At 72.7% G+C, this 16,677-nt stretch carries 17 protein-coding genes; 5 read left to right on the top strand and 12 right to left on the bottom strand.

Annotated features, from left to right (window positions below; translation table 11 throughout):
- Positions 1–20: 20 nt before the first annotated feature.
- Entirely contained in the window at positions 21–1,106 is a 1,086-nt protein-coding gene (locus ABT369_RS25235; RefSeq protein ID WP_350615413.1) for an S-(hydroxymethyl)mycothiol dehydrogenase, read from the top strand.
- A gap of 225 nt (positions 1,107–1,331) precedes the next feature.
- On the top strand, positions 1,332–1,913 hold the full coding sequence (locus tag ABT369_RS25230; RefSeq protein WP_350615411.1) for a PadR family transcriptional regulator: 582 nt from the start codon (positions 1,332–1,334) through the stop codon (positions 1,911–1,913).
- Between the two features lie 151 nt (positions 1,914–2,064).
- Here the strand turns inward: ABT369_RS25230 and ABT369_RS25225 are convergent, their stop codons facing one another.
- Positions 2,065–2,418 carry a DUF2795 domain-containing protein gene (locus ABT369_RS25225; RefSeq protein WP_350615410.1) on the bottom strand — a complete coding sequence of 118 codons (354 nt, stop codon included), beginning with the start codon at positions 2,416–2,418 and terminating at the stop codon, positions 2,065–2,067.
- A 163-nt stretch (positions 2,419–2,581) separates the two neighbouring features.
- Here ABT369_RS25225 and ABT369_RS25220 point away from each other — a divergent pair, with 163 nt between their 5' ends.
- Together ABT369_RS25220 and ABT369_RS25215 are read left to right on the top strand one after the other, a co-directional pair.
- The gene (locus tag ABT369_RS25220) at positions 2,582–3,232 is read left to right on the top strand and encodes a hypothetical protein (protein ID WP_350615409.1); all 651 of its coding nucleotides are present in this window, start codon (positions 2,582–2,584) and stop codon (positions 3,230–3,232) included.
- Between the two features lie 3 nt (positions 3,233–3,235).
- Entirely contained in the window at positions 3,236–3,655 is a 420-nt protein-coding gene (locus tag ABT369_RS25215) for a ChaB family protein (protein ID WP_350615407.1), read from the top strand.
- A 120-nt stretch (positions 3,656–3,775) separates the two neighbouring features.
- Here ABT369_RS25215 and ABT369_RS25210 read toward each other — a convergent pair whose 3' ends face one another.
- The 11 genes from ABT369_RS25210 to ABT369_RS25160 form a co-directional block, all read right to left on the bottom strand.
- Positions 3,776–4,663 (bottom strand): DMT family transporter, encoded by an 888-nt coding sequence (locus tag ABT369_RS25210; RefSeq protein ID WP_350615405.1) that lies wholly within the window; start codon positions 4,661–4,663, stop codon positions 3,776–3,778.
- Positions 4,660–5,508, bottom strand: coding sequence for an AraC family transcriptional regulator (locus tag ABT369_RS25205; RefSeq protein WP_350615403.1), 849 nt, complete (start codon positions 5,506–5,508; stop codon positions 4,660–4,662). Before ABT369_RS25205 ends, ABT369_RS25210 begins: the two co-directional genes overlap by 4 nt.
- A gap of 216 nt (positions 5,509–5,724) precedes the next feature.
- Positions 5,725–6,426: an ABC transporter ATP-binding protein gene (locus ABT369_RS25200; RefSeq protein ID WP_350615402.1), complete on the bottom strand. Its 702-nt coding sequence runs from the start codon at positions 6,424–6,426 to the stop codon at positions 5,725–5,727.
- Positions 6,423–7,124, bottom strand: coding sequence for an ABC transporter ATP-binding protein (locus tag ABT369_RS25195; RefSeq protein ID WP_350615401.1), 702 nt, complete (start codon positions 7,122–7,124; stop codon positions 6,423–6,425). The genes ABT369_RS25200 and ABT369_RS25195 overlap by 4 nt, the downstream gene beginning before the upstream one ends.
- The gene (locus tag ABT369_RS25190) at positions 7,121–8,188 is read right to left on the bottom strand and encodes a branched-chain amino acid ABC transporter permease (RefSeq protein ID WP_350615400.1); all 1,068 of its coding nucleotides are present in this window, start codon (positions 8,186–8,188) and stop codon (positions 7,121–7,123) included. Before ABT369_RS25190 ends, ABT369_RS25195 begins: the two co-directional genes overlap by 4 nt.
- Positions 8,185–9,057 carry a branched-chain amino acid ABC transporter permease gene (locus ABT369_RS25185; protein ID WP_350615398.1) on the bottom strand — a complete coding sequence of 291 codons (873 nt, stop codon included), beginning with the start codon at positions 9,055–9,057 and terminating at the stop codon, positions 8,185–8,187. The genes ABT369_RS25190 and ABT369_RS25185 overlap by 4 nt, the downstream gene beginning before the upstream one ends.
- 5 nt (positions 9,058–9,062) lie before the next feature.
- Positions 9,063–10,250 (bottom strand): ABC transporter substrate-binding protein, encoded by a 1,188-nt coding sequence (locus tag ABT369_RS25180; protein ID WP_350615397.1) that lies wholly within the window; start codon positions 10,248–10,250, stop codon positions 9,063–9,065.
- Between the two features lie 21 nt (positions 10,251–10,271).
- Entirely contained in the window at positions 10,272–10,850 is a 579-nt protein-coding gene (locus ABT369_RS25175) for a GTP-binding protein (protein ID WP_350615396.1), read from the bottom strand.
- Positions 10,847–11,239: a roadblock/LC7 domain-containing protein gene (locus ABT369_RS25170; protein ID WP_223102326.1), complete on the bottom strand. Its 393-nt coding sequence runs from the start codon at positions 11,237–11,239 to the stop codon at positions 10,847–10,849. The genes ABT369_RS25175 and ABT369_RS25170 overlap by 4 nt, the downstream gene beginning before the upstream one ends.
- A 57-nt stretch (positions 11,240–11,296) precedes the next feature.
- Entirely contained in the window at positions 11,297–14,224 is a 2,928-nt protein-coding gene (locus tag ABT369_RS25165) for a sensor histidine kinase (protein WP_350615394.1), read from the bottom strand.
- 369 nt (positions 14,225–14,593) lie between these two features.
- Positions 14,594–15,175, bottom strand: coding sequence for an aldolase/citrate lyase family protein (locus tag ABT369_RS25160; protein ID WP_350615393.1), 582 nt, complete (start codon positions 15,173–15,175; stop codon positions 14,594–14,596).
- A gap of 960 nt (positions 15,176–16,135) precedes the next feature.
- Here ABT369_RS25160 and ABT369_RS25155 point away from each other — a divergent pair.
- Positions 16,136–16,576, top strand: coding sequence for a hemerythrin domain-containing protein (locus ABT369_RS25155; protein ID WP_350615391.1), 441 nt, complete (start codon positions 16,136–16,138; stop codon positions 16,574–16,576).
- Positions 16,577–16,677: the final 101 nt, after the last annotated feature.

Genomic DNA, 16,677 nt, shown 5'->3' with positions numbered 1-16,677 from the left:
GGCATGGTAGGACCTCAGATATGCCTATCGAGACGCAAGGCGTGGTCGCCCTCGCCAAGGGCCGGCCGGTCAGCTTGGAAACCATCATCGTGCCGGAGCCCGGACCCGGCGAGGCGCGGGTCGAGGTGCAGGCCTGCGGCGTCTGCCACACGGACCTGCACTATCGCGAGGGCGGCATCAGCGACGACTTCCCGTTCCTGCTCGGGCACGAGGCCGCGGGCATCGTCGAGTCCGTCGGCCCCGGCGTGACCGACGTGGCCCCCGGCGACTTCGTGATCCTCAACTGGCGCGCCGTGTGCGGGCAGTGCCGCGCGTGCCTGCGGGGGCGTCCGTGGTACTGCTTCAACACCCACAACGCCAAGCAGAAGATGACGCTGGCCGACGGCACGCCGCTGTCCCCCGCCCTGGGCATCGGCGCCTTCCTCAAGCACACGCTCGTCGCCGCCGGGCAGTGCACGAAGGTCGACCCGCAGGCCCCCGCCACGGTCGCGGGGCTGCTCGGCTGCGGCGTCATGGCCGGCATCGGCGCCGCCGTCAACACCGGCAACGTCGGGCGCGGCGACTCCGTGGCCGTCTTCGGCTGCGGCGGGGTCGGCAACGCGGCCATCGCCGGCGCCCGCCTGGCCGGCGCGTCGACGATCATCGGCGTGGACGTGGACGTGCGCAAGCTCAACTGGGCCACCGAGTTCGGCGCGACCCACGTGATCAACTCGCGCGAGACGGACCCGGTCGAGGCGATCCGGGCCCTGACCGGCGGCCACGGCGCCGACGTGGTCGTCGAGGCGGTGGGGTCGCCGCAGGTGTACGAGCAGGCCTTCTTCGCCCGCGACCTGGCCGGCACCGTGGTCCTCGTCGGCGTGCCGCGCCCCGACATGCAGCTCACGCTGCCGTTCCTGGAGGTCTTCGGGCGGGGCGGGGCGCTGAAGTCGAGCTGGTACGGCGACTGCCTGCCCTCCCGCGACTTCCCCATGCTCGTGGACCTGCACCTGCAGGGCCGCCTGCCGCTGGACAAGTTCGTGACGGAGACCGGCGGCCTCGGCGACGTCGAGGACGCGTTCCACAAGATGGAGCGCGGCGAGGTGCTGCGCACGGTGATCGTGCTCTGATCCCGGCTTTGCTCAAGGCCCGTGGCGCCTCGGCGCCGCGGGCCTTTTGGCGCGATATGTCGGGCGCTGGCGCGCCACGACATATCGGATTTATACCCTGTCAGGTCATATGCCGGATGTCGTGCCATGTTGCCCGGGCCACTATCGGGAGGGGTTGTCGGCGATAGGTTCCCGATATATCGTCGAAGTATCAGAGAAACGATCCGACGATATGGGGGATGCGACATGAGGTCGCGACACGGAATGTTCGACACGGGGGCCTGGCAGCGCGGGTTCGGCAGCTTCATCCCGCCCTTCCCGCCCGAGGGCGGACGCGGCGGCGGCTGGGGCCGCGGCGGGCACGGGCACGGCGGCCACGGACGGGGGCGCTCCCGCGGGGGCCGGCCCAACGTGCGCAACGCGGTGCTGGCGCTGCTGCACGAGCGCCCGATGCACGGGTACGAGATGATCCAGGAGCTCGAGCAGCGCACCGGCGGCATCTGGCGGCCGAGCCCGGGGTCGGTGTACCCCACGCTGCAGATGCTCGAGGACGAGGGGCTGATCGTCGCCGAGGAGAGCGGGGGCCGCAAGCGCTTCGTGCTCACCGACACGGGCCGCCCCGAGGCCGAGACGGCCGCGCAGAACGCGCCCTGGCAGGAGTACGGCGACGAGAACGTCTCGCAGGCCCAGGAGTTCCGCGACGCCGCGTTCGGCATCATGGACGCGCTGCGCCAGGTGGGCTTCAACGGCACCAGCGAGCAGCGGGCCCAGGCGCTCGAGGTCCTCACCGAGACCCGGCGCAAGCTCTACGCCATCCTCGCCGACTGAGGCGGGCACCCACAGACGCGATCCCCGGGGCGTGCGGGCCCCGGGGATCGACCATCTCCGACGAAGGAACGCGTCATGCGCTGGTGGACCGTTCGCCCGTCGCCGCCCTCCGGGCCGCCGCGGGAACCACAGCAGCCCGGCCCGGGCCCGGCTACGGCCGCCGCGCCGGATCCTCATTCCGGCCGCCCAGCGCGGCCCACACCTGATTGACCGTCTCGAACCGCGTCCGGGCCGGCAGCGCGTGCAGTGCGTCCAGCACCTCGTCGGGCGCGCTCAGCCCCGCCGCGCCGGCGAGGAGCGCGTCGCGGTCTCCGGGGAGGCTGCTCTTCGGGATGTACCGTCCGAGATTGCTCCTGCCCTCGACCTCGTCCGGCGTCATGCCGACGGGGGCCCCGCCGGTGCGGTCTCCCTCGCCCCCCGGATCGACCCGGCGGGCCTCGATCTCGTCCTCGCGCCGGAGCCGCTCGTCGAGGGCCACTCCGTGCTTCGTGTTGCCTCGCTGCATGGCTTCCATAACGGCGCACGTACCCGGGCGAAATCCCCCCAAACGGGCTCACCCTCGATTGGAAATCGGCGTGCCTGGGTAGCCGTTGGCTATCCGCCCGACAGACCGCACTCCGAGACCCCCCGGTGTGCCGGCCGGGCGCTTCGCAGGAGGTGAGCACACAGTGGCACGCATCGGGCAGCTGTTCGGCGGCCGCGGGACCGCGACCGACCGGGACGGCGACGGCATCGACGACCGCGCCGAGGCGGCCGGCGAGATGCGCACATGGCGCCTCGGGCGTCACCATGACAAGGACGGCGACGGTGTGGACGACCGCACCGAGGCGATGACCGAGCCCAAGACCGACGCCAGGACCACGGGCGCCATCCCCGCCGTCGGGGTCGTGGACCGCGAAAGCGACACGGCCGCCATGCGCCGCACGATCGACCGCGACCCGGTCGCCGCGCCGGAGCCGGTGGTCGAGCCCGTACCCGTCCGCCAGGCCCCCGCGCGGGTGAGCCTGCTCGCCACGCTCGGCGTCATGCTGGGAGTCGCGGGCGTCGCGGCGGCGCTGACCGGGCTGCTCGCGCCGTGGGCGATCCCCGTCGGCGCGCTCGGGCTGCTGTTCTCGTTCGGCGGCATCATCGCCGGGGTGCGGCCCAACGTGGCCGGCCGCGGGCTCGGGACGCTCGGCGTGCTGATCAGCGGGGCCGCCGTGGTCTTCGGCATCCTCGCCATGACCGGCCAGGTCAGCTGGCTCGACAGCGACGTCGACCAGGTCGCCCGGCTCAACGACTGGCTGGACGCCCAGCTGCCCTGGATGAAGGACTGGTGACCGATGGCTCCCCGTAGGCCGCGCCCCTCGGATCTGCCCGCCACCCTGCGCCGCTCGGACAGGCACGCGCAGGCGACCTGGCAGCAGACCCACGACTCCGCCGCCGAGCAGTACGGCGACGGCGAGCGGGCGCACCGCACGGCCTTCTCGGCGCTCAAGCACACGTACGAGAAGGTCGGCGACCACTGGGAGCCCAAGGACGAGGCCGGCCCGAGCGACGCTCAGGCCGCGCAGCACGGCGCCGCGGCGCGCAACCGGCCGCGGCGCACCGCCGAGGGCGTGGACGCCAACGCCTCGAAGCAGCACCTGCTCGAGCTCGCGCGGCGCCTGGAGATCCGGGGGCGCTCGCGGATGACGAAGGCGGAGCTGGTCGAGGCGCTCATGCAGGCCAACCGTCGCGAGACGGCCCGCGCCCGCGGCTGATCGTGCGGGAGTGATGCCGGACAGGTTTCGGACCTGTCCGGCATTACCCGTGCTATCGCCCGTCATTAGGCGATAAGTCCGTTATGTCGTGGCGCGTCAGCGCCCGACATAACGGTGCATTCACTGCGCGGCGGCGGGCTCCAAGGCGGGTGAGCCGCGCCGGGTCGCCAGGATCGAGCCCGCCAGGATCAGCGCGAACGCCACCCCGGTCAGCCACGTCACCGGCTCGCCGAGCACGAGCGCGCCGAGCAGCACGGCCACCGCGGGGTTGACGAACGTGATCACCGTGGCGCGCACGCCGCCGACCTCCGCGACGAGCGCGAAGAACAGCACGAACGCGAGCGCCGTGCAGATCACCGCGAGCGCGAGCGCGGCCAGGGCCGGGCCCGTGGTCACGTCGCGGGCGAGGGCGGGCAGCTTCGGCACGGACACGGGCGCGAACAGCAGCGCGCCCACGACGAGGGAGGCGGCGGCGACGCCGTAGCGCGGTACGTCGGAGAGCCACCGCTCGATGATCAGCGGGCCGGCCGCGTAGCAGACGACGACGCCTACGAGCTCGAGCAGCGGCACGGGACCGCCGCCGCCCGCGTGGAAGCCCAGCAGCACCGCGACGCCCGCGAGGCCGACCAGCAGGCCGCCGACCCGGCTCGCGGTGAGCCGCTCCGCGCGGCCGGTGAGGCGGGCCAGGACGGCCGCGACGAGCGGGACGCCGGCGATGACCAGGCCGGTGAACGAGCTGTCCACGTGCCGCTCGGCGTCGGAGAGCAGCAGCCAGGGCAGGCCGATCTCGACCACGGTGTAGGCGAGCAGGGGCAGCCACGGGCGCAGGGACGCGCGGACCTCGCGGCGGGCGAGGGCGATCGGCAGCAGCAGGACGGCCCCGATGGCGGTGCGCACGAAGACCAGCTCGGCCGGGCCGATCTCGCGCACGGCCACCTTGATCAGCAGGTACGGAATCCCCCACACCACGCACATGGCGCTGAAGAGCAACCAGCCACGACGACTCATGCCCCCGATCTCACGCCGGTGCGCGGCTGCGCGTCTTGAACGCTGTTGCGGAATGCGGCCGGGGTGACGCCCGTCACCCGCTTGAACCAGCGCGTGAGATGGGCCTGGTCGGCGAAGCCCACGGCACCGGCCACGTCGGCGGGCGGGCGCCCCGCGGCGAGCAGGTGGCGCGCGTGGCACACCCGCTCCAGCACGAGCCAGGCGTGCGGCGGGAAGCCGGTCGCGTCGCGGAAGAGTCTCAACATGTGGTACGGCGACAACGCCACGCCCTCCGCCAGCTCCCGCAGGCTCGGGGCGCACCGCAGGTCGGCCAGCAGCCGATCGCGGATCTCGGCGACCTTGCGCGCCGCGGCCGCGTCCGAGGCCCGCATGCCGCCCCGCGGCTCCCGCAGCGCCCCGTGCCGCTGGATCACCGCCTCGAACGCCCAGACGAGCCGGGAGTGCGCGGCGAGCGGGTCGCGTCCGGCGGTGAGCTCCTCGTGGGCGGCGCGGATGAGGTGCACGCTGCGCGGGTCGGTGACGATGGGCTCGCGGAACCCGGCGCGCTCGGTGCGGCCGTCGAAGAGCAGGGCCTCGCTGGGGTACAGCACGCGATAGGCCCACCCCTGCGGCTGCGCGGCCATCCCGTCGTGCGGCTCGTCCGGCTCGAGGATGGCGAGACTGCCGACGCCGGAGCGCAGCAGCTCGCCCCGGTAGCGGAACTGCTCCTCGCCGCGGGTGACCACGCCGATCGCGTAGGTCGCGTGCGAGTGGCGCGCGAACCGGTGTTGCCGGTAGCTGGCGGTGAGCAGGTCGAGCGTGTGGCGGCCGTCGTCGACCCGCGACCACTGCGCCGATTCGCCCATGGCGCGCACGATACTCCGGCCACGGCTCCGCTCCCGGCCGTCGCGTTCCCGCCTGCCGCGCCGGACGAGCCCTCGCCGCCGGCACCGCTTCGCGGCTCTCGCGCCGGTTTTGCCCGAAAAGTCGGGCGCTGCGCGCCACGACTTTTCGCCTTTATGCCCCGGCGAGCGAAAAATCGGCTTATGTCGCGGCGCGGAGCGCCCGACATAAGAACAAGATCACGCGTGCGTGGCGACGCTCAGGACGTGGTCGGTCAGCGACGGGTTCGCGCGCAGCTCCGCCGCGGTGTGCTCGGCCGCCACGACGCCGTCCGCGAGCAGGGCCACCCGGTCGGCGACCGCGAGCGCGTGCTCCGGCTGCTGCTCGACCAGCAGCACCGTCAGGCCGCCCCGGGCCAGCTCGGCGACGACGGCGCGGACGCGGTCGGCGAGGTCGACGGCCAGGCCCTCGCACGGCTCGTCCAGCAGCAGCACGGCCGGCTGGGTGAGCAGCGCCCGCGCGATGGCGAGCATCTGGGCCTCGCCGCCGGAGAGCTGGTCGCCGCGGTTGCGCATGCGCTCCTGCAGCCGCGGGAGCAGCTGCAGGACCCGGGCCTGGGTCCACTCGCCGCGGCGGCGGGACAGGCTCAGGTGCTCGGCGACCGTGAGGCTCGGGAAGACGCGGCGGCCCTGCGGTACCAGGGCGATCCCGGCCCGGGCCACGCGGTGCGCCGGGCGGCCCGCGAGCTCGGTGCCGTCCAGGGCGACCCGGCCGCTGCGGGGCTTGATGAGCCCGCAGATGGTGTGCACAAGCGTGGTCTTGCCGGCGCCGTTGCGCCCGAGCACGGCCAGCGCGCCGCCCGTCGGCACGGTGAGGTCGACGCCGTGCAGCACGGTGCCGCCGCCGTACCCCGAATGCAGACCCTGAACCGTGAGCGTCACGGTGTCACCCCCGCGTAGGCGGCCTTGACCTCGGGCGAGCGCCTGGTCTCGGCGACGGTGCCGGTGTGGACGTGCCGGCCGGAGTGCAGGACGGTGACGTGGTCGGCGAAGCCGTACACCAGGTCCAGGTGGTGCTCGACCAGCAACACCGCGACCGTCTTGGGCAGCTCGGCGAGCAGGCCCGCGAGCAGCTCCACCTCGGGTGGGGCCAGGCCCGCGGCCGGCTCGTCGAGCAGCAGCAGGCGCGGCTCGCCGGCCAGGGCCATCGCGAGCTCGAGCTGGCGGCGCTGGCCGTGCGAGAGGCTGCCGGCCCGCGTGCCGGCCACGTCGGCGAGGCCCACGGCCGCGAGGTACTCCCGCGCGTTCGGCCGCAGCCGGCCCCACGGGCGCCGGGCGGCGACGAGCACGTTCTCCATCGCCGTGAGCGTCGGCCACACGGCCGGGTGCTGGTGCGTGCGGCCGATGCCCAGACGCGCGCGACGGGCCGGGGCCAGCCGGGTCACGTCGCGGTCGTCGAAGTGGATCCGGCCCGTCGTCGGCCGCTGGGCGCCCGCGATCAGGTTGAGCAGCGTGGACTTCCCGGCGCCGTTGGGGCCGATGAGGGCCCGCCGCTCCCCCGGGGCCAGCTGCAGCGCGACGCCGTCGAGCGCGGCCAGGTCGCCGTAGCGCCGGCCGAGGTTCTCCACCCGCAGAATCATCGCGCCGCTCCCGGCTCGGAAACCGGCTCGGAGACCGTCTCGTCGGCCGCGGCGGGCGCGCGCGGCGCCGGGATCCGGGCCGCCGGGGGCGGGCCGGACGGGGGCGCCGGCCGCGACCGCGGGCGGACGAGGCGGTTGAGGTAGGACAGGGCCGCGTGGTCGCCCAGCAGACCGTTGGGCAGCAGGTACACGCACGCGATGAACAGCAGCCCGAGCAGCAGCGGCGCGTGGCCGGCCTCGGCCACCCAGTCGCGGGTCGCGACCACCAGACCGGCGCCGATGAGCGCGCCGACCATGGACGTCGCGCCGCCGATGACCACCGCGAGCAGGATGAGCGCGGCGACGTCGAAGCCGCCGTCGCCCGGGGAGACGTACGACTGCTCCGTGAACAGCAGCGCGCCGGCCACCCCCGCCAGGGCGCCCGCGGCCACGTAGGCGACCGTGAGGTATCCGGCGACCGGGTGCCCGCTCGCGCGCATGCGGCGGGCGTCGTCGCGCGTGGCGCGCAGCAGCGCCCCGGCCGGGGAGCGCAGCACGAGCAGCACGACACCGACGAGCACGCCGACGACGGCGAGGGTGTAGATGTACCGCGACGACTCCGTGTCCAGGTCGGCGAGGCCCGGCAGCGGGGTCACGCTGGTGAACACGGAGATGCCGTCGGTGCCGTGGGTGACCGACTTCCAGCGCCCGGCGAGCGTCGACGTCAGCTCGCCCAGGGCCAGCGTGATCATGAGGACCACGACGCCGCGGGCGTACACCACCAGCGGGGCGGTGATCAGCGCGAACGCGGCGCCCATGCCGGCCGCGGCGAGCAGGTGCACGACGCCGATGGTGTGGCCGTGCTCGATGAGGTTCGCGGTGGTGTACGCGCCGACGAGGAAGGGCGCGGTCTGCCCGAGCGTCGGCAGGCCCGCGACCCCGGTGAGCAGGGCGACGCTGACCGCGAGCAGGCCGATGATGAGGATGCGGGTCAGCATCCCGGTGGCGTAGCGGTCGAGGGTCCACGCGAACGAGACCAGCAGGGCCAGGACGGCCAGGGTCAGCAGGTACCGCAGAAATCTCATGCCGACCGTCCCGACGGCAGCAGACCGCGCGCCCGCGCGGCCAGGGCGAGCGCCATCGCGCCGAAGAGCACGAAGGGCGCGATGGTCGACAGGTCCGGGTTCGCCACGCCGATGGTCTGGATCTCGCCGACCGCGATCGCCGCGACCAGGGCGCCGGCGATGGAGCCCATGCCGCCGAGGACGACCACGACGAGGGACAGCATCAGCACGAGGTCGGCGGTGCGCGGGCCGGCGCCGATGATCGGGGCGCCGAGCGCGCCCGCGAGCCCGGCCAGGGCACCCGCGCCCGCGAGCACGCTGGTGCGCACGGTGAACGGGGAGACGCCGAGCATGGCGACCATCTCGCGGTCGTCGACCGTCGCGCGCACGAAGTGCCCGGCCCGGGACCGGCTCACCACGACGAAGAGCGCGGCCGCGATCAGCGCGGCGACGATGATGAGGGCGAGACGGTACCCCGGGTAGCTGTGCCCGGCGAGGTCAACCGGCCGGTCCAGCGACTTGGGCACGGTCAGGGCCAGCTCGTCCTTGCCGAACATCGCGGTGAGCCGGTCGCCGGCCACCAGCGCGACGCCGAACGTGAGCAGGGCCTGGGCGAGGTGGCCGCGGCCGGCCAGCGGCGTCAGCAGCAGTGAGAGCAGGGCGCCGCCGAGGCCCGCGGCCGCGGTGCCGACCAGCACCGCGAGCGCGAGCGATCCCCAGCTGCCGTCGCTGATCTTCGCGGCGGCGTACGCACCGAACGCGAAGAGCGTCCCGTGCGCGAGGTTGAGCACATCACCGACGCCGAAGGCGAGGGTGAGCCCGGCGGCGACGACGAACAGCAGCAGGCCATAGGCCACGCCGTCGACCGCCGGGATCAGGTACGCGTCCAAGGGAACTACTGGCCGACCGTCGCGAGGTCCTGCACCAGCGTGTTCGCCAGCGCGCGGCCGTCGGCGCGAACCTGGCGCAGGTACCACTTCTGGACCGGCGCGTGGTTCTTGCCGAACTGCCACTGCCCGCGCGGGCTGGAGATCTGGCCCAGCTTGGCGACCTGCTCGTTGATCGTCTCCGCCGTCACGTTGCTGCCGGCGGCGGCGATGGCCCGGTCCAGCACGGCGGCGGCGTCGTAGGACGCGACGGCGTACGTGGTCGGGGTCGCGTCGGGGAACTGCTGACGCCAGGCGGCGACGAACTTGCGGTTCTCCTCGTTGTCGAGGTCGGGCGAGTAGTTGCAGGTGGTGAAGACGTCCTTCGCGGCATCGCCCTCGGCCTGCAGCACCGAGCCCTCGGTCAGGAACGCGCCGTACAGCGGCAGGTCCTTGATGTCCGACTGCTTGTACTGCTTCACGAAGTCGATCGCGGCCTTACCGGCGTAGAACGTGTAGACCGCCTTGGCCCCGCTGGACTTGATCTGGCTGAAGAACGGCAGGAAGTTCGTGGTCTGCGGGAACGGCGTCCACAGCGTCTTGCCGCCGGGGTTGGCCAGCTGCCCGCCGATCTTGGCGAACTCGGTGGTGAAGCCGCCGACCTCGTCGTAGCCACCCTGGTAGTCCGGGCCGATCGCGAAGACCGGGCCGTTGACCTTGTCCTTGATGTACTGCGCGATGGACTGGCCCGGGTCCGAGGACATGAAGCTCGTCGTCCACACCCCGTTGAGGTCCTTGAGCTCGGGGCGGCCGTTCGAGCCGATCAGCGGGATCTTCGCCTGGGCCAGCAGCGGCGCCACGGCGGCCACCGAGCCACCGCCGACGATGCCGGTCATGGCGATGACGCCCTCTTCCTTGACCAGCTTGGTCGCGGCGGGAACGGCGGTCTGCGCGCCGTCGCCCTCGTCACCGATCTTGAGGTCGATCGGGTGGCCGCCGAGCTTGCCGTCGTGCATCTTCAGGTAGAGCTCGAAGCCGTTCTTCAGGTCGGTGCCGACGGCCTGGTAGGTGCCGCTCAGCGAGCCGAGGAAGCCGATCTTCAGGGTGGACGCCGCACCGGCGCTGCCGGACTTGTCGTCGTCCTTGGCGCACCCGGCGCCGGCAAGCACCAGGCCGGTGGCCAGCGCGATGCTGACCAAACGTCGTGGCAGGAACATTGTTCTCCTTGAGGGGGGTTTCTAGCGGCGAGCGCCGGCGCGCTGCGCAAGGGCGTGCTCGGTCACGGCGACGAGGATCTCCTTGGCCGACGCCCGCGACCGAACGTCGGCGTCGAGCATCGGAACGCTGCGGTGCACGGCCAGCGCGTCCCGGATGTCCTCGAGGTGGTAGCGCGCCGCGCCGTCGAAGTTGTTGACGGCGACGACATAGGGCAGGCGGCGGTTCTCGAAGTAGTCGATGGCGCCGAAGCAGTCGGCCAGCCGCCGGGTGTCGGCGATGACGACCGCTCCGATGGCCCCGCGGCACAGTTCGTCCCACATGAACCAGAACCGCTTCTGCCCCGGGGTGCCGAAGAGGTACAGCACCAGGTCGGAGTAGAGCGTGATGCGACCGAAGTCCATCGCCACCGTGGTGCTGCCCTTGTCGGGCACCAGCGAGGCGTCGTCGTGCGCGAGGCTGGCGGCGGTCATGACGGCCTCGGTGGTCACCGGCGGGATCTCCGAGATCGCGCCGACGAGGGTGGTCTTGCCCGCGCCGAACCCGCCCGCGATGATGATCTTTACGGCGGTCGGGCGTCCGCGCCGGTGCGGATCGGTCACATCTGTCCCCGTATGGCGGGCGTCAGCGCGTCGCCGATGCGGTTGGCGAGCTCGGTCATCTCGTAGGAGACCTTGCCGACGTCGGCGTTCGGCGAGGCGAGCACGAGCATCGACGCGCCGTCGCTGAAGGCCATGCAGAACATGAAGCCGCCGTCGAGCTGGGTCACGTTCGAGATGACCTGCCCGGCGTCGAAGAAGCGCGCGGCTCCGGCGAGGAGGGCGACGAGACCACTGCCGGTGGCGGCGAGCTGGTCGGCCCGATCTCGGGGCAGGGCCCGGGTGTGGGCCAGCACGAGACCGTCGGTGGAGATCGCCAGCGCGTGGCTGACGTCGGGGGTGCGGCTCGCGAAGCTATCCAGCAGCCAACCGAGATTACTCGGGTCGGTCACAGACGTGGTCCTCTCCAGCTGTTGCATATACATCCCAACGGTTCCCCCCGGAGCCGATCAGCTTTGCGGGCGTCGGTTCGCGACGCCTCGTGCGTATGCCGACATCGCCGCGGCCACCCGCGAGGGGTCGCGCTTGGGCGTGCCCGTCTGCATCGGTGCGCCCGGCCGCTGCTGCGTCGGCTCGGCCGCGCCCGGCACCAGCTGCCGCCCGGCCGCGCGGACCGGCAGGCCCGCCGCGGTGGTGGAGCTGACCTGCGGCGTGGCCGCCTCGGCGGCGGCGCGCCATCCGGCGTCGGCCGCGCTCTCCCAGTTCTTCGGCTCCGGCGCGGACGCCTGCGGCTGCGGGGCCGGGGCCGAGGTCCCGGCCGAAGCCGCGGCCGAGGCCCCGGCCATCGCGCCGACGGGCTCGGGCTCCAGGCCGGGCGGGGTCTCCACGTGGAACCAGCCGCTGACCGAGTTGAAGATCGGCAGCTCCATCGCGTCGTCCTCGGCCGAGGCCAGGATCGACGAGACCTCGGGCTCCGGCAGCGGCGGCCACATACCCGGCCCGGGCGGGGCCGGCTGGGCGTGCGCGGGCGGCGGCGGGTACGCCGGTGCCTGGTAGGGCGCCGCATCCTGGTACTGGGTGTCCTGGTACGACTGCGCGTCCTGGTACGAGTGCGTGTCCTGGTACGACTGGCCGTTCTGGTACGGCTGGGCGTCCGGCAGCGGCTTGTCGTAGTCCGGCGCCGTGAACACCTGCGTCGTCGCCGAGGACTGGATCGGCGTGAGCTCCTGGGTGGCCCACTGCTGGGCCGGCACCTCGAAGAGGCTCGGCTCGCTCGGCCGCGCCTGCGGCGTGAACAGGTCGTTGCCCGGCCGGGAGCCGTTGCCGTTGTGGTCCGGCGCCCCGACGGTCGCGGGCGCCAGCTGCGGTCCCCGCTCCGACGCCATGATCGGGCGGAAGACGTCCTTGGGGATGACGATCTCGGCGAGCGTCCCGGTGTGCTGGCCGGGGCGAAGGGCGACGGTGATGTTGTACCGCGCGGCGATGTGCCCGACCACGGTGAGTCCCATGGCTCGCACGGCGGCGATGTCGATCGCCGGCGGCTGCGCGAGGAGCTGGTTGAGCTGCTCCCGCCGCGCCGGGGAGAGCCCCACGCCGACGTCCACGATCTGCACGATCACCCGGTCGCCCAGGCCGCTGGCGGTGACCCAGACCTCCGACTCCGGCGGCGAGTAGCCGGTCGCGTTGTCCAGCAGCTCGGCGAGCAGGTGCACGATCTCGTCGACGGCCTCGGCGACCACGGCGACGTCGTCGTCCACGCTGCCGAAGCGGACCCGCACGTAGTGCTCGATCTGCGAGATCGCGGCCTGCAGCACCTTGCCCAGCGGGGCGTCCTCGCGCCGGACGCGCGCGGCGCCCGAGCCACCGAGGACGAGCAGGCTCAGGTTGATCCGGGCCATGCGGGTGGCCAGGTGGTCGAGCTGGTACAGCTCCTGCAGCCGGTCCGGGTCGGTCTCGTCGCGCTCGACCTTGTCGACCTGGGCCAGCACCGCGTCGACCAGTCGCTGCTCACGGCGGGAGAGGTGGACGAAGATCTCGGCGACGTTGGACCGCATGACGGCCTGCTCACCGGCGATCTTGACCGCCTCGCGGTGGACGGCCCGGAATGCCTGGGCCACGTCGGCGACCTCGTCGGAGCCCGCCACCACGAGGGTCGAGCTGGCGCGGTCGGCGACCTCGTCCGGATCGACGGTGCCGGGCGCGGCGGCGCGCAGCTCGGCCACGACGGAGGGCAGCTGGTCGTACGCGACCGTCCGCGCGGCGTCCTGCAGGTAGCGCAGCCGCCGGGTCAGGCGCCGGGCGACGAAACCGGTGAGCACGATGGCGACGAGCAGGACGACGACCACGCCCGCGGTCTGCAGGGCGGCCCGGGTCATCTGGTCGTCGTGCACGACCGTGACGGCCTGCTCGATGTTCTCGTCGACCTGCTGCTCGACCTGGTACAGCAGGCCCTCGTAGCCCGACATCGCGTTGATCCAGGCGGCCGACTCGAAGCCGATCCGCTGGCCGGGCGCGGTGCGGCCGACCTGGTCCTGGAGGCGCTGGGCGGCGACGACCTGGTCGCCCATACCGGCCTGCTCGTACCAGGTCCGCCACTCGGCCGGGGCGAGCTGGGTGAACGCGACCGACTGCTCCGTGAAGCTCGTGCGGGTCGCGGTGATCTCCTGCTGCAGCGCCGGGGTCAGCTCGCCCGCGGCGATCGCGCGGAGCACGGCCGCCTGCTGCTGGCCGATGGCCTCGGCGGCGCGGGAAAGGGCCGCGGCGGCGCGGATCTCGTCGGCCAGGTCGGTCGGGGCGCCGGAGCGGGCCACCGACTCGCGGTACTCCAGCAGGTCGGCGATGGTGATCCGGTAGCTGAACGCGACGGCGGAGACCGAGGCCCGCTTGTCGTTGCGCACCTGGTCACGCAGCTTGGCGAGGGCCCCGAGGTCGGCGTCGATGCGCTTGAGCGTCTCGGAGTCACCGCCGCCCGCGAGGTTGTGGCGCTGGTCGTTGTACTTGCGCACGGCGTCGTCGGTCAGCATCGACTGCTGCTGGAAGGCGTCCTGCTGGGTCGCCTCGTTGTGCAGGACCACGTTGACGGCCGCGGCGCGCTCGCGTTGCAGCGCGTGTGCAAGACCACCGGCGTCGGTGGACAGGGCGGAGAGGTCCTGGAGGGTTCGCGCCCGGTTCACCTCCTGCACGGTGGCGATGAAGGCGACGCCGGCGAACACGACGACGGCGACGAGCGGAAGGGCGACGATGAGGCGGAGCTGGTCGACGATGCGCCGGCCGGCGCGCTGCCCCGAGCGGGCCTCGGGAGCGCGGCCCGGGGGCAGCGGCTCCTCGCGGCGGGCCAGGGCGGCGGTGTGGCGGGTTGGCCGGCGCTCGGGGCTCTGCCGCGGGTCGCGACCCTGCCGTTGGGCGGGCACGGGCAGCGAGCTCTGGCTTTGGGTCACGAAAAGTCCCCGCAGGCATCCGAGATTGACAATGCACGTCGGACGCGGGCCCAGCCGGAACGGGCAAGTGGCTCATTCCCTGGCTGTCGCATCGACGTTGTGCACAATCACAGAGCGGCCGATCCGTGTCAATACCGACGTACGTGATCGAACGACGATCGCCTCATTCCGGCTCATCCGTTCGCCGCCGGTGAGTCAACCCGTACGGACCCAAACGGCTGTACCGGACCGATTTCCGACTGATGTCTTCCGATATAGGCAACCCGGGTGTGATGTTAACTTTACGTTGCCGCAATGATCACAGAATGCATTGTCGACAATGCAGACAGTCACTAATTGTCGAGTGGAAATATCATTTGCCGACAATGTTCATGCGCAGGCAAATATCTCGGCGGCCCGCTGCAACTGTTCGCCACCTTCACAGAGCCGCCCGCCGAAGCCCAGCCTGGCCAGGCCCTGGCAGGACTCCTCGAACCGGCCCGGATCAGGGCATACGTCCGCGACGGGCGGCCCGAGGCGGGCGGCGGCGCCGGCCACGACGGTCATCGAGCGCAGCCACAGCAGGTCACGCTCGGTTGCCGCGCCCATTCCGAGCTCGGCACGCAGGGCGGCCTCGCCGAGTAGCAGCCTGGTGACCCTTGGTGCGCGGGCCAGCTCAGCGGCGGCGAGGAGGCCGGCGGCCGTCTCCACGGCGGGCATGACGGCGATGCTGCCCACCGGGAGGCCGATCGACTCCTCGGCCTCGGCCAGGGCGGCTCCCAGGGCGGCGAGCTCGGGGGCTGAGGTGGATCGGGCGGGGCAGACGCCGACGAGGCCGGGGGCTACTACGGCTCGGGTGGCTCGGAGGCCTTGGTCGCCGGGTGGGAGGCGGACCCAGCCGCCGGGGCCGATGGGCGCGTGGTCGTGGAGGCGGGCGGGGCGGGCGCCGGCTACGAACAGGTACGTACCCATGGTCTGATCTTCGGGGTGATCAGGGGATTCGGCCACTCGGAGGGGTTCTTTCGCCTGGCGCGGGGGCTCGCCGCGCAGCTCTGACTCGCGGCGCGGGCTACTCCGCTCGCTGTCTCGTGTTCGCTTCGTCGCCTTCGCTGCCGTCCGTTCGCCGCACCGCACTCGCTGTGTCGCCTTCGCTCCATCGCGTTCGCCGCTGTGCGCTCGCCGCACTGCCTTCGCCGCACCCCGCTCGCCGCACCGCACTCGCTCCATCGCCTTCGCCGCACCGCGCTCACCTCGCCGCGCTCCCTCCATCGCGTTCGCCGCACCGCACTCCGCCGCACCGCGCTCACCGCATCGCGTTCGCCGCACCGCACTCTCCGCATTGCGCTCACTCCATCGCGCTGGCGGCGCGACTGATGCGACGGCGCCCGCTGCCCGGTGTGGCACTGACCGGACTCCGCTCGCTGCACCGCTCTCGCCCTCATCGCGTTCGCTGCGCGACTGATGCGGCGGCGCCGGTTGCCCGGGCGTGGCACTGACCGCAGCGCTCACTGTGCGGCGCGTGGGGCTGGCTGATCGCAGTGCTCACAGTGCGACGCGCGGGACTGATCGCAACGCTCACCGCTCGGTGCTCGTTTGTGTAGCGCGCGGGACTGCACGCAGCGCTCACCGCTCGGTGCTCGTTTGTGCAGCGCGCGGGACTGCACGCAGCGCCCACTGCCCGGTGCTCGTTTGTGCAGTGCACGGGACCGCACACGGCGCTCACCGCCCGGTGCTCGTTTGTGCGGCGTGGGGCTGGTGCGCGGCGTGGTGCCGTCGCTGGGTCGCTCGTTTTGGGGCGCGGGCTGGCCAGGTGGGGGCCGTTTCGGATTCCGGCCGCGTGGGCCGGCGTTGCCGCCCGGCCGATTTCGGCTTTTGGCCGCGCCGCCGGGCTGTCACGCGCGACCGTGGGAGGTGACGATCCAAGGAGGAGACATGGCTTCCGACGCCGTCACGCTGATCACGAACGACCACCGGATGATGGAGCAACTCTTCGACCGTCTGCGCGACGGCGACGGAGACCGCCAGCTTCTGCTGGACGAATGCGCAGCCCGGCTGACCGCGCACAGCCACGCCGAGGAGCAGAGGGTCTACCCGCAGCTGCCCTCGGCCGAGGAGGCGCACCACGGCGCCGACGAGCATCACGAGGCTGAGCGGATGCTGCACGACCTGCAGCGCATCTCGCCCGAGGGGCCGGACTTCGAGGACAGACTCGAGGAGTTCATCGCGGCGGTGCGGCGCCACGTCGAGCACGAGGAGACCGTCCTGCTGCCCGAACTGCGCGCCTCGCTCACGCCCGAGCGGCTGGATGAGCTCGGGGCCGCGTTCGAGGAGGTTCGCATCGCCGAACTCGCGGTGGCCGGCATCCGGGTCTAGACCCTCGGCTCCGGTGCGGCCTCGCCGAACACAGCGCGGACCGGCGAACACCGCACGGCCCAGTGAACACGGCGCGGACCGGCGAGCACGGCGAGGACTGG

Source organism: Dactylosporangium sp. NPDC000244 (assembly GCF_040300725.1).
Lineage (GTDB): Bacteria > Actinomycetota > Actinomycetes > Mycobacteriales > Micromonosporaceae > Dactylosporangium.
This window is presented reverse-complemented; position numbering and strand designations above follow the sequence as displayed.